This is a genomic window from Tolypothrix sp. FACHB-123 (assembly GCF_014697075.1).
Lineage (GTDB): Bacteria > Cyanobacteriota > Cyanobacteriia > Cyanobacteriales > Nostocaceae > Aulosira.
In genome coordinates this window covers 1-13,187 of the sequence record NZ_JACJRE010000012.1, presented here as the reverse complement: position 1 = coordinate 13,187, position 13,187 = coordinate 1, and the positions used below count along the sequence as shown (strand labels likewise).

Genomic DNA, 13,187 nt, shown 5'->3' with positions numbered 1-13,187 from the left:
AAACACATTTACTTGGGGATAGTAAATCTCATGATTATTAGGAATAGTCTAAGAATATGGGTGTTGGTTTTCCATATAAGTTATAAGTGGCTGCTTTACCTGGTTCGCATGTCTACATCAAAGACTTTCATACTTCATAGAGGTTTCAACAAGTTTACAAATTTCTACTTTTATCTCACATAGTTTTGCTCGCTTTATTGCTTCAGCAATAGAACCAAACTCATTAAGCAAGAAAGACATAACTAATTGTTTAAAATCTTTGGGAATTAAAGTCCCAGAAATCTTAACATTAAAATGGAAACAACAATTGTGGGTGCAACTACAAAATGCTGCTGTTTCTAGTTAAATTTCCCTGTCAATATTGTCAATTTTCCGAATTTCAGGTAAATATCAGTTGCTCTTCTGCAAGGAATTAGATACTTATTATTTTTATAAACGAGCTTGATTGTCGGACTTTAGAATAAGATTAAAAGCTGAAGAGCCTAGCTGCTATACACTCTGAGTAATTTCAAGATTTTTCAAATCTAAATCATGCTACTATTAAATCAGTGAGAAATATTTTTGGTCAAGTGACTATATAGATGCCTCTCCAAATCTAAATCTCTACATTTTTTGAATTCGGAGATTTTCTATGTCAGTTTATATTGGTAATCTATCCCATTCAATTGAAGATGAGGATATCAGACAAGTTTTTTTAATGTATGGTTCTGTGAGGAGAATTTTAGTCTCTACAAAGCAAAAATCAGGTGAAAAGAGGGGATTTGCAGTTGTAGAAATGGAAACAGACACAGAGGAAGTAGCAGCAATAAATGGATTAAGAGGTACTGAATGGATGGGTTATAGTCTAAAAGTGAATAGAGCTAAAACCATCGTAGACGCAGCTTAATCTCATATACAGTGTATCTGTGACTCTGAAGTGTTTGTATTCTCGTGATTGCTGAGATCAACCCAAAAGAGATTTTCAGCAAAAGCAGGTGAGAAAATCCCAATAGATTTGATGGTTTATATGAATGACTGTAGGAGTGAGAAGAAATTGAAAATTAAAGCTTTGGATGTTAAAGCAGGCGATCGCATCATTGCCTACTGTAAAAACAAACGGCAAATCTGTAAGGTTAAACAAATTTTAGATCTAGGTCAGAACAATGTCACGCTCTCAGTATTTACATCTGAGCATTATCGTGGCTGCTTAGTCTCATGCGTAGTCAGGTTTCAGGGTGAAGCTTTAGTTGAATTAGTCAGCTAACATTATTTTTTCTATCCTTCACCTAAAACTTGATTTATATGTCATAATAGAAGATGAGAATTAATTCGGTTAACAGCTTTTGTTTTTAGTATTGACAGGTTTTTTGTTTTTGGTATTTACAAACTTTTCTCCGAAATCTAAATCTCTACACATTTACAATTTCGGAGACAATCTATGTCAGTTTATATAGGCAATCTTTCTTACGAAGTTACAGAAGATAGTCTGAATGCAGTGTTTGCAGAATATGGTTCTGTCAAGCGAGTCCAACTACCTACCGATAGAGAAACAGGTCGTCTGCGTGGTTTTGGTTTCGTAGAAATGGGTACAGACGCTGAAGAAACCGCTGCTATTGAAGCCCTTGATGGTGCCGAGTGGATGGGACGTGACCTAAAAGTCAATAAAGCTAAGCCTAAAGAAGACAGAGGTGGTTCATTTGGTGGTGGTAACCGTGGCAATTACGGTGCCCGTAACCGTTACTAAGTTTAACTAAATTTAGATAATTGAACTAACGGGTTAGTTCAATTAATTAACTTGATGTGTTATGCGGCTCAGGCATTTCTGCTTGAGCCTTTTTTCTCAACAAATTTGACTCTAATATCTAGCAATTCTTCATCAACTTTTATTGATGAAAATTTTTGTATCCATTTGTCGGTAAAATATTGAATATTCCTTGGCTAGAATATCGCCAAAAATTATCTTTTTGCAATTGTACTTTAATGATGAGGAATTAAAAAATGTCTACTAACACCGATTTAGTGTCTTATATTCAAGAAAGTGAATTTGAAACTCTTTTAAGTGAAGAAAAAGTTGTGGTAGTTGACTTTACTGCTACTTGGTGTGGCCCTTGTCGCTTGATTGCTCCCTTAATGGAGCAACTCGCTCAAGAATACAAAGGTCGCGCCAAAGTTGTCAAGGTAGACGTAGATAATAACAAACCGATGTTCAAAAAATTCGGTCTTCGCAGTATTCCCGCAGTTTTAATTTTTAAAGATGCTGAATTAGCAGAAACTATCGTCGGCGTTTCTCCTTACGAACAATTTAGCACTGCCGTTTCTCAACTTCTTTAGCTTATTTTTGGTAATATTCTTTAGTGCTCCCATTTTTTTGGGAGGTACTAAACCATAATTATATTAACCTTGTAAAATTTTCTTATACATACAATCTACACAATAATCGGGTGTAGTAACCATGACACCAGAAGCCAAACATATTATTAACGAACTCAGGCATGAATTCTACTCATTATTCGCTGTTGCAATGAAGATGCCGGTAAGAATAAGTAGTACATCCTATAGTAGTAATTCTCCTATTGCATCTTGGATAGATGATAAACAACAACTTAATTATGTAAATATATACGCTTATACAGCACCAGATGAATTTAATCCATTGCGACCGTTCATTTTGCGATTAGCTATTAATAAAAGTGCGCTTCAATTCATGATGGGAAAAAAGTGGCAGAAATCCCGAGGACTTAATCTATTATGGGACTTCGAGTTAACTGTATTACCCAAAGAAATTTTAGATTTTCTTCCTTGGATAGTTAGCTTAATTGAAGCTCATAATCAAGTTGTGCCCCCGCTCATACAGTCACCACCCCATCCATTTGAATTAAAATTACCAGATGTCGGACTATGTAATCATGCATGGACTTTGGAAGCTCACCACCTGACAAAGATGGTTCAACCAACATTTTAGTAATCAGTTTACTTAATTAATAAAAGGCAAGTAACACTGATTATTCTTGGAAGGCTTCTATGCTGATATCTTCACTAACTTCTACTGATTTATTGGCATCAACACTTAACGATTCTTTGGTAAAAGACTTTAAAGTCGAAGCTAAAGCTAGTTGAGAAGCAACTTTATAAGCTACCTCTTTTGACATTTCTTGTTGTTGGTTTAACAACTCAACAAAGCTGTCAAAATCACGCATCACGCAATATCTGTGTAATGCAGCTTTTTTTTCTATGAGATGAAATTTTTCGTCAATCTTTGCTTTGGCTTCTTTTTCTGCCTCAGCAATTGAATTGACAAACCCGCTATTATGACATAATTCACCAGAAATTTTATAGTAATAAGCTTTCCTGCTTAATAATTCTTCTTCAATATTAATTGAATGAAATTTGTAATCAATTTTGTATTTTTTAGCTTCCATAAATAGATAAGATCGCATGATTAAGTAAAAATAATCTGGAATGCTAGGAATATTTTGATTCAGCCAGCCAACCAGAATACGCTCCCCACATTGCTGCTGTGGGGAATTGGTGACTACCATCGCGTTAAAGTTGCAATTTTTAATCTGCGTCTGAAGTAGTTATCGATATAGAGAGATAGTGCGAATGCTTAGACTTAAATGCCTTTGCGGAAATTTCTCTTATTCTGTCTGTGTCTGGCAACTTCTTTGCGCTTACGTTTCTGCTCTGGTGTTTCAAAATGACGATTCTTCTTCATATCTGGAAAAATCCCTGCTTGGGAAACTTTGCGCTTAAAACGACGTAAAGCTGATTCAATTCCTTCATTATCGTCTACTCTTATTTGGGTCATTCTATTTCCTTACCTAATTATTACTACTGCTTGTTCAGTAATTGAGCCAATGGGAGAGCAACAAGATAGACTCATTTCTTATTTCGGCTATGAAGTGCTGTTTTCAAACTTAAGCTTTCTGGATGCTCAGAGATTGTAGGGGCTGGTTAAGTGGTGAAGTTGCCCCTACTGCTTGTAAGAAATCCAGGTTGAAAATTTAAATTTCCGAGTTCAAAGTTTAGTAGCGGTTGCGAAAATTGGAATTACCTCGGTTTCCACCAAATGAACCTCTATCTTCTCTGGGTCTAGCTTTGTTAACTTTCAAGTTACGTCCCATCCACTCAGCACCATCGAGAGCTTCAATGGCAGCATTTTCTTCAGCTTCTGTAGTCATTTCTACAAAAGCAAAACCACGCAAACGGCCTGTTTCACGGTCAGTAGGTAGTGAAACTTGCTTTACAGAACCATATTCTGCAAACACACTATTGAGATTTTCTTGTGTAACTTCATATGAGAGGTTACCTACATAAAGTGACATAAATTGTTTCCAAAATTAAAATTGTGTAGAGATTTAAATTTCGGAGACAAGCCTGTCAATAACAAAAAGTAAAAGCCTGCTAATAATAAAAACAAAATTTGTGTCCGATTTTTATTCTCATCTTCAACCTTAACACAATATTCAATCACTCTACAGAATCTATCGATAAAGGTTGAGTTGTAGATTGTACAAGGGTAAATTTTCTATCTATAGCTTGATTTTCGGGAAAAATTGCCAAACTGCACCATGTCTTCTATGTGGCTATATAGTATTATATATAACATTTTATTTAGTTGTTTTAGTTGAAATGGTGGCGATGCTCAAACTTTTTACTCATAAAAATTGGTAAAATTTATACTTTATATAAAACTAATATTTAATTTTGCAACAAATAATTAAGGGGCGCATTGCCCACCGAAACCCTGATATGGTGGGATTGCTTACTCTACAAGTACTTAATTTTTGTCAATAATCAAAATGCATTTATATATAGGAATCATACTTGAATCTTGCTAGGTATACTTAGAAACAAACCCTTGTATGGCAAGCTTCTAGCGAATTAGATTTTTCAAAAATCAAATAGGATTCCTATATATGTAAATAATGTGAATAAATTATAAATAAGTTAAATGTGAGCAATAGTTAAATATCGGAAAAACAATATCCTGACAAATAGAAAAATAATTTGATTTGAGGAAATAAATTAATAAATCCGTGCTAATCTAAAAACAGGAATCAAAAAGTAAGAATGCAAAAAGACTTCAAGACAATATTGAGGTAAACTCGATAAAGTCCTTTTGCTCTGGTAAGTCCGCTTCAATATCGTTATGCTTTTTTGTAACGATAAACAACAGCCAGATAAGCAAGATAATTACCTTAGTAAGTACTTGAAGTCAATCAAATCTTGCTTAGATAATAGCCAGTAACATTTGGCTATATCTAGTTACTTAAACTGCCAGTTCTAATTACTCTTAGAGCCTAGGGAGAAATCAAGACTCTTAGTACATCCTGGCAATCCGAAATAATTGAAAACGGTTACTGAACTTAGGACATAACTCTGTTCTGGCAGATGCTTATTAGGAACATAAAACTTCCAAAAAAGTAGATACCGTTGACCAAAATTAAGGAATTTAACTAGATTAGCAAAATTCACCAATACACTGCCTCAGCCATAGTGTTAAAGGTTGTAAATGCAGAAATTTATCTTGTAATTAAGAATTTATTTCTCTGCATTAACAGCAATAGGATGAAATGACTGTTGAGGAATAAATAGCAGAAATACTAAAAAGCGATCGCTCGATATTTTAGGATATCAAATCGAGCAACTATGGCACAGGCAAAATCAGGAAAGTTGTAGCCACCATTAAGAGTAACCTGCAATCTTGGTTGGTTGGGTACAGGGCAAAAACCCTGTTAAGGTTGAAATTGCTAATGCAAAAACTCTGAAGGCTTGAGCAACCGATGGGGATTTAGTTACAACTATTTCCAATGCTAATGTCAAAGTTCTGCTGATAGAAATTCCTAAGAAATATATCCGAATGCTAGCGCTTGAAAGTCATCTTTGCAATCTTCCGGCAACGCAAACTACATCCTCTTTTATGCAACCTCTTACTGTTTTTGCCTGGTGTGTTTGTTGGTAAACGCTATGTACCAAAATTACCAAAGGTTAAGTCCCAGGTAAACTTTCACTCTCATCAACCAATTAATTCTAGGAAAACACAAACCATGTCTATCGATAGCAAAATCAGACAGATAGCTTTTTATGGTAAAGGCGGTATTGGTAAGTCTACTACCTCTCAAAACACCCTCGCAGCTATGGCAGAAATGGGTCAACGCATCCTCATTGTTGGTTGCGACCCTAAAGCTGATTCCACTCGGTTGATGCTGCACAGTAAAGCTCAAACCACCGTTTTGCACTTGGCTGCTGAACGTGGCGCAGTTGAAGATTTAGAACTCGAAGAAGTCATGTTGACTGGCTTCCGTGGCGTGAAGTGCGTAGAGTCTGGTGGCCCAGAACCAGGTGTAGGTTGCGCAGGTCGGGGTATCATCACTGCTATTAACTTCTTGGAAGAAAACGGTGCTTACCAAGATGTTGACTTTGTATCTTACGACGTACTAGGTGACGTTGTATGCGGTGGTTTTGCTATGCCCATCCGTGAAAACAAAGCACAAGAAATCTACATCGTTACCTCTGGTGAAATGATGGCGATGTACGCTGCAAACAACATCGCTCGCGGTATTTTGAAATATGCACACACTGGTGGTGTTCGTTTGGGTGGTTTGATTTGTAACAGCCGTAATGTTGACAGAGAAATCGAACTGATTGAAACTCTGGCAAAACGCTTGAACACCCAAATGATTCACTATGTACCTCGCGACAATATTGTTCAACACGCAGAATTGCGTCGGATGACTGTTAACGAGTACGCACCTGAAAGCAACCAATCTAACGAATACCGCACCTTAGCTAACAAGATCATCAATAACCAGAATCTTCAAATTCCTACCCCAATTGAAATGGAAGAACTAGAAGAGTTATTGATTGAATTCGGTATTCTCGAAAGTGAAGAAAATGCTGCCAAAATGATTGGTCAGCCAGCTGAAAGCACCAAATAAATAATCTGGTAGGGTGGGGAAGCTCTCATCCTGCCTCACTTTTTTATAGGTATAACTAGAGTTTGCTATCCATTTATGGGTAGCAATTCGTATATCCTAATTTTTCATCAGTAGTTATCCACTACCGCCTGAGATTTTTATATGTTACATTAAGTAGTGGAATAGTAATACAAATATGTCGCTATAGTTCGGGTTCAGTATACCCAACTGGTGCGCCAACCACTGGATTGAGCGTATACCGCTGATGAATGCGTTACTAAGCCGTCGTTTGATTAGCTCAGTGGTAGAGCAAGCCGAAATGATCGGCTGAGCGTAGGTTCGAGTCCTACATCAAACTCCCGAAAGTTAGCTCACTGGTAGAGCGATCGACTCGTAATCGATATGTTGCAGGTTCGATTCCTGTACTTTCAACCAACCCTGTCCGGGTCAAAGGACAAATTGCGGAATAGAGCAGTCTGGTAGCTCGTTGGATTTAGGTTCCAAAAATCGGTGGTTCAAATCCACCTTCTGCCCCAACCCTGTCCGGGTCAAAAGACACTACCCTTTTAAGGTAGCCCCTTTAACTTTATGCAAAACTCTGTGATGTAAGTGTTTACTACTAGCCATTACCTAGTGATGTCTATTAGTAACAGTAAAGAAGCTCGAATAAATGCATGGCTTCCTAACTTGAGTATGTCCTTCATTGAGCAAATTCAGCTTACGAGAATTGGCAAAAAGAACGGCATATCTGAGCGCTATTATATTTTTCTTAATTACCCTGGAGTAGTTGAGAAAAAACTAGCAATCTTAATCCAGTTTTGGAGATGTATTTGTCCGCAACTGAACTGCAAACACTTACATTTGCAGAGTTTTAAAATACAATGGCAATTGTATACAAAGTAGTAATTTTAATTAGAAACAAGAATAAAATAGACAATTTATAGGTCTAAGGTAACCAGCCTTAGCGACAAATATAACTATCTCAACAAGCGAAAATGCAGGTTGTACTGCTGAGTCAACAACAAGAAACATTGCAACAGCAAGCACAAGAACTAGAGCAAGCTTTACGATAATTAAAACAAACTCAAGCTCACTTGATTCAAACTGAAAAAATGTCAAGCTTGAGTCAGTTAGTAGCAGGAGTAGCACAGGAAATTAATAACCCAGTCAGCTTTATTTTTTTGGTAATGGTACAGAATTTATAATTTCCATTCCATTACACCAACAAAAGCAACTTGCTGCTTAGGGAGTTCTAAAATTTGATTCTGGAATTTGGGAAGTCATTAAGCTCATCTCACCCCTAAAAGGGAGTGGAATTTCACGGACATTGGGTATTGATGGCTTTTCCCATGCCCCATGAGCGGATTGCCGAACCCTTTTGCTGAAAGCGTTACCGTTCCCGTAGCATCTCCGTCAGGAGAAGGGTAGGGCGGTTCATCCCACTCCTAGAAGGAGTGAGCAATCGAGCGCCGACTTTCTGTAAACACCAATATTTGCAGAGTTGAAAAATATATTGTAGTATATGTAGTGTACAGATATAGTAAAAGGCTGTTAACTTCTTTACTAATAAATTTTTGCCATGCCAAACTTTGATAACCAACTAGAAACCTTTCATGGTCAAAGTTAAATAAGCAGTATATAGAAGAACTTATTGCCCAAAGTTTAATGACTGACGCTGGCTTACAAAAAATTATAGCCGCACAACAAGATGGATCTTGGACTACATTAGATGCCATAGAAGCATTAATTATTCCCGATGATTTACAACAAGCATTAGCTGCTAATGAAACTGCTAATAAATATTTTCAAGCATTTAGTAATTCAATCAAGAAGAATATCCTTGCTTGGATTCAAAGTGCTAAACGTCCCGAAACAAGGTTAAAAAGAATTCAGCAAACTATAAATTCAGCAGCACAAAATAAAAATCCTATGTTGTAAATGTTTTTATTAAATCTTCTACGTCATCTCAGACTACCTAAAATATCTATGAAAATTTCTCTTTGGAAAACTTTCTATATCAAACCTAACGAAATTGGCATTTTATATCACCGCAGTGATTTCAAAAAAATCTTACAACCTGGTACTTATAATTATTTTGGTTGGCATTGGCAAGTCACAACCTTTGATCTCAACCAACCAGAAGCTAACATTGAGAACTTAGAACTGTTGTTACAAAATCACAGTTCTGAGTTACAACAATACTTAACAGTTGTCCGTACAGAATTTAATCAAGCTGCTTTAGTCCGTCTAGGACAAAATTGGCTGAGTATTTCACCTAACCAATTACGGGCTTTTTGGCTTGGTTTTATTGAGGTAGAAACTCATCTATTTAACTTAGAAGAAAGCTTAGAAATTCCTGCTGAATTTGTCCAGAAATTACGCAGAACTTCCTTAAGTGGTATTCAGAAAATCCAAATTTCTGAATATGAAATTGGCTTACTGTACGTGCAAAACAACTTTATCCAACCTCTAGAACCAGGTGACTATGCTTTCTGGTCTTTTGATAGAGTTGTTTCTGTACGCAATTTTAGCCGGATTGTACCTAATCCCAGCTTTCCTTTAGAAGATGTCTTAATTGAGAGACATCCAGACTTTGTATCTGCTTACTGTGAAATAGTACAATTACAGAATCAGCAAGTAGCAATTATCCGCTATCAAGGCAAAGTAATTTCCATTCTCGCGCCATGTAGTCGTAAGCTATTTTGGCAAGGTGTGGAAGTAGAAGTAATTGATATCAGCAATGATGCAAAATTACCATCTCGCCTAGTTGCAGAGTTAGTTTCCGGCTTACCAGAGGCTTTAAGTCTTAGCCGCAACAGCCTGCATATTTGCGAAGTTCCCACACAACATGTTGGCTTGCTGTATATCAATCAAGAATTTCAAACCCAACTTCAGCCAGGTAAGCACGCCTGGTGGGTGTTTGGACGTTCCTTACAAACGGAAGTCTTTGATTTGCGTCAGCAAACCCTAGAAGTATCTGGTCAAGATATCCTTTCTAAGGATAAAGTGCCTTTACGCTTAAATTTAACTGCTGGCTTCCGTATCCTCGATCCTCTCAGAGCAAAAAATGGCTTATCAGATATTGTGAGCTACTTGTACAAAGAATTACAATTTGCTTTGCGTGGTGCAGTAGGCGAAAGAAGCTTAGATACGTTACTAGAGGATAAAGGGGCGATTGATAGAAGTGTTTCTGACTACATTCGCCAAAAAATCGCCGACTACGGAATCGAAATAGATTCAGTTGGGGTAAAAGATATTATTCTCCCTGGCGAAATCAAAACTATTTTGAGCAAAGTAGTAGAAGCGGAAAAAGCCGCCCAAGCCAACGTAGTTCGTCGTCGGGAAGAAACTGCTGCAACTCGCAGTATGTTAAATACGGCTAAGGTAATGGAGGATAACCCCGTTGCATTACGTTTGAAGGAGTTGGAAGTATTAGAGCGAATTGCTGAGAAAATCGAGAAAATTCAAGTTAATGGCAGCTTGGATAGCATTTTAACCGATTTAATTCAGATAAATCGCCAGTAAACTCAGAAAAATATATATCAATATAGATGCACGCCGATAAGCAATGCTTGTTATCTGCGTGCATCTTTTGTTTAAGTTGGAATCAGATTTTGAGTTTTGCTAAACCTAAATAGCGTATACCTTCGGGAGAGATATCAAACCGACAGGGTAAGACTTCTAAACCGAGAGCGATCGCATCCCGTAACAACTTACTATATATAGGGTCTGTAGTATCACCAGGGGCAAACTCTGTACAATCACCTCGATTGATAAAGTACAGCATTACCGCACGACTTTGAGGTAACAGCGCCATCAGTTCTCTTAAGTGCTTTTGTCCCCTAGTTGTTTCCGTATCGGGAAACAGTGCTAAACTACCTTGGCACCAAGTTGTATTTTTTACCTCTAAAAAAATTGGGCGTTCTGCATCAATTCCTGTCAAGAAAAAATCAACGCGACTTTTTTTATCTTGTCCATATACCACCTCGCCCTTGATGTGACTATATTCACCCAACTCAGGGAATAAATATCTCGCTAAAGCTAACTTAACTATCTGATTTGGTAAAGCCGTATTCACCCCTACCCAAGTAGGATAATTATCATCCACTTGAATTAATTCTAAAGTGTAAGCTAATTTGCGTTTCGGATTAGCACTTTGAGAAAGTTGCACCGCACTACCAACAGTAGATACTCCAGTCATCGGCCCGGTATTGGGACAATGTGCTGTTACTATTTCGCCATTTAATAGCTGCACATCAGCAAAAAAGCGCTTGTAGCGCTTTAGTAAAATTCCAGGATATAAAGTTGGGTAGCGATAGAGCCAATCCATAATTTTGACAATCTCTTGCATCAAAGCAAAGAGATGATTAAGAGCTACATAAGTTTACCTCTAAAGGATGACTATTTTTACTTTTTGAGTACAACTTGAGGAAGAAAATCTATTTACCATAGTTTGGCATTTTTTGTATTTATTTTTACGGCAGTTTAATAAAACTCAGCATACAATAGCTCTTATCAGCCTCCTAAAATCAAACAAATTAGGAGGGTTGTAATCTGCAAGTAGGTAAATCCTATGCAAATAGTCCAGGGAGTGACGGAATTAGAATATGCCTTTCTGTTTACGCTAAGAAAGGTAAATTCCATCAAGCTAGAAGGGTTTAAACCATTTTTTAACAATTTGCCTGTAGACCCTTATATTAAAGGGAATTATCGCTCGCGAAGATTATCCAGATTTACAGTTGTCGGCGATAAATTAGTTAAACTACCTCACGGTTATTTTTATCAAAGCAAAGATTACAATCCATTAATGGGAGATATTAAAAGAGAGTTTGCAGAATTAGATGATGCGCTGATAGAACTAGATATATTTAAAAGCTTGGTGTTCGCATTTACTGATTCATGTAAACTTCATCCAGAAGCAGAAATAGGAGTACATCAAATTAGAATTAGCTGTTCGCCTGAGAATATGGGTAATCCTGCACCTGAAGGTATCCATAGTGATGGTACAGATTTTATTGGTATTTTCTCAGTTAATCGACATAATATTGTCGGTGGCGAAACACGTTTATATACAGCTAAGAAGGAAAAACCAATTTTTAGTAAAATTCTCAATCCGGGAGAACTTTTATTAGTCAATGACCATGAATTTTTCCATTATGCTGCTCCCATTAAACCAGAGATTCCAGAGCCAGGAACATGGGATGTTTTTGTACTAACTTCTCCTAGTTTGCTTTCTATTTAATAGTATTAAATAATAGAAGCATAGATTGTCATGAGAAAGGGAAGCCGCAAACCTACAGATTCATCTTTTTTATAACTCTTAATGACTTTAAATTGGCGGAATAATTAATCTAGCTAAAATATTTGGCAATCTATAAAAGCTGGGGAATTGAATGTAGTCATTTACCCAGCTTTTTTAATGTTGAACAGGAAATAATATGGCTAATAGTGATTTATCTATCTGAATTTCTCTAGTTGCTACATCAATGAAATGCCTCAATAATAATACTTAGGCCAATGTAACAGCAAATGTGCGATCGCACTGTTGCTTAAGAAACTACTTGTGCTTAAATAGCACAAAATCTCTTTACCATAGTTTGGTATATTTTGTAGTGTTTTCTAAGACATTTTAAGAAATATTAGCATACAATAGATATTACCAGCCTCCTGAAATCAAAAAAGTTAGGAGGGTTGCAATCTGCAAGTAGGTAAATCCTATGCAAACAGTTCAGAGAGTGACGGAATTAGAATATGCCTTTTTGTTTACTCTCAGAAAGGTAAATTCCATCAAGCTAGAAGGGTTTAAACCATTTTTTAACAATTTGCCTGTAGACCCTTATATTAAAGGGAATTATCGCTCGCGAAGATTATCCAGATTTACAGTTGTCGGCGATAAATTAGTTAAACTACCTCACGGTTATTTTTATCAAAGCAAAGATTACAATCCATTAATGGGAGATATTAAAAGAGAGTTTGCAGAATTAGATGATGCGCTGATAGAACTAGATATATTTAAAAGCTTGGTGTTCGCATTCACTGATTCATGTAAACTTCATCCCGAAGCAGAAATAGGAGTGCATCAGATTAGAATTAGCTGTTCCCCTGAGAATATGGGTAATCCTGCACCTGAAGGTATCCATAGTGATGGTACAGATTTTATTGGTATCTTCTCTGTGAATCGAGATAATAAGCTGTTGTGCATTTAAATTGTGATAACAGCGTCGCCTTTATTTTTGAGTTTTCGCCCCCATTTAATAATTAACTCTCCTTCATTTAAAAGTTGATGTA

Annotated in this window: 12 protein-coding genes, 3 tRNA genes and 2 pseudogenes; 13 read left to right on the top strand and 4 right to left on the bottom strand. The window is 36.7% G+C overall.

Annotated features, from left to right (window positions below):
• The first annotated feature begins 631 nt into the window (after positions 1-631).
• The 5 genes from H6G41_RS10655 (at position 632) to H6G41_RS10635 (ending at position 2,941) form a co-directional block, all read left to right on the top strand.
• Positions 632-886: an RNA-binding protein gene (locus H6G41_RS10655; protein ID WP_190746169.1), complete on the top strand. Its 255-nt coding sequence runs from the start codon at positions 632-634 to the stop codon at positions 884-886.
• Between the two features lie 147 nt (positions 887-1,033).
• A complete protein-coding gene (locus H6G41_RS10650; protein WP_190746168.1) occupies positions 1,034-1,243 on the top strand; it encodes a hypothetical protein in 210 nt (69 codons plus the stop codon).
• 174 nt (positions 1,244-1,417) lie between these two features.
• On the top strand, positions 1,418-1,723 hold the full coding sequence (locus H6G41_RS10645) for an RNA-binding protein (RefSeq protein ID WP_190746167.1): 306 nt from the start codon (positions 1,418-1,420) through the stop codon (positions 1,721-1,723).
• A 254-nt stretch (positions 1,724-1,977) separates the two neighbouring features.
• Positions 1,978-2,310 carry a thioredoxin gene (trxA, locus tag H6G41_RS10640; protein ID WP_190746166.1) on the top strand — a complete coding sequence of 111 codons (333 nt, stop codon included), beginning with the start codon at positions 1,978-1,980 and terminating at the stop codon, positions 2,308-2,310.
• A gap of 121 nt (positions 2,311-2,431) precedes the next feature.
• Entirely contained in the window at positions 2,432-2,941 is a 510-nt protein-coding gene (locus tag H6G41_RS10635; RefSeq protein ID WP_190746165.1) for a hypothetical protein, read from the top strand.
• 40 nt (positions 2,942-2,981) lie between these two features.
• Here the strand turns inward: H6G41_RS10635 and H6G41_RS10630 are convergent, their stop codons facing one another.
• The 3 genes from H6G41_RS10630 to H6G41_RS10620 all read right to left on the bottom strand — a co-directional run bounded on the left by H6G41_RS10630 (position 2,982) and on the right by H6G41_RS10620 (position 4,304).
• Positions 2,982-3,518, bottom strand: a complete 537-nt coding sequence (locus tag H6G41_RS10630; RefSeq protein ID WP_242037879.1) for a hypothetical protein — start codon at positions 3,516-3,518, stop codon at positions 2,982-2,984.
• A 74-nt stretch (positions 3,519-3,592) separates the two neighbouring features.
• Entirely contained in the window at positions 3,593-3,787 is a 195-nt protein-coding gene (rpsU, locus tag H6G41_RS10625) for a 30S ribosomal protein S21 (RefSeq protein ID WP_190746164.1), read from the bottom strand.
• A 217-nt stretch (positions 3,788-4,004) separates the two neighbouring features.
• A complete protein-coding gene (locus H6G41_RS10620; protein WP_190746163.1) occupies positions 4,005-4,304 on the bottom strand; it encodes an RNA-binding protein in 300 nt (99 codons plus the stop codon).
• Positions 4,305-6,029: 1,725 nt separating this feature from the next.
• Here H6G41_RS10620 and nifH point away from each other — a divergent pair.
• From nifH to H6G41_RS10590, 6 genes and pseudogenes are all read left to right on the top strand, one after another.
• On the top strand, positions 6,030-6,920 hold the full coding sequence (nifH, locus tag H6G41_RS10615; protein WP_190746162.1) for a nitrogenase iron protein: 891 nt from the start codon (positions 6,030-6,032) through the stop codon (positions 6,918-6,920).
• Between the two features lie 266 nt (positions 6,921-7,186).
• A tRNA-His gene (locus H6G41_RS10610) sits at positions 7,187-7,257 on the top strand.
• A gap of 2 nt (positions 7,258-7,259) precedes the next feature.
• Positions 7,260-7,334: transfer RNA gene (locus H6G41_RS10605), tRNA-Thr, on the top strand.
• Between the two features lie 26 nt (positions 7,335-7,360).
• Positions 7,361-7,435 (top strand) — tRNA-Leu (locus H6G41_RS10600).
• Positions 7,436-8,513: 1,078 nt separating this feature from the next.
• Positions 8,514-8,837 (top strand): annotated as a pseudogene (locus H6G41_RS10595) (YdeI family protein); the annotation flags it as partial.
• 48 nt (positions 8,838-8,885) lie between these two features.
• Positions 8,886-10,424, top strand: a complete 1,539-nt coding sequence (locus tag H6G41_RS10590; protein ID WP_190746161.1) for a slipin family protein — start codon at positions 8,886-8,888, stop codon at positions 10,422-10,424.
• Between the two features lie 82 nt (positions 10,425-10,506).
• Here the strand turns inward: H6G41_RS10590 and sfsA are convergent, their stop codons facing one another.
• The gene (gene sfsA / locus H6G41_RS10585; RefSeq protein ID WP_190746269.1) at positions 10,507-11,232 is read right to left on the bottom strand and encodes a DNA/RNA nuclease SfsA; all 726 of its coding nucleotides are present in this window, start codon (positions 11,230-11,232) and stop codon (positions 10,507-10,509) included.
• Between the two features lie 240 nt (positions 11,233-11,472).
• Between sfsA and H6G41_RS10580 the strand changes: the two genes are divergently transcribed.
• Positions 11,473-12,141, top strand: coding sequence for a 2OG-Fe dioxygenase family protein (locus tag H6G41_RS10580; RefSeq protein WP_190746160.1), 669 nt, complete (start codon positions 11,473-11,475; stop codon positions 12,139-12,141).
• Positions 12,142-12,616: 475 nt separating this feature from the next.
• Positions 12,617-13,087, top strand: a pseudogene (locus H6G41_RS10575) (2OG-Fe dioxygenase family protein); the annotation flags it as partial.
• Positions 13,088-13,187: the final 100 nt, after the last annotated feature.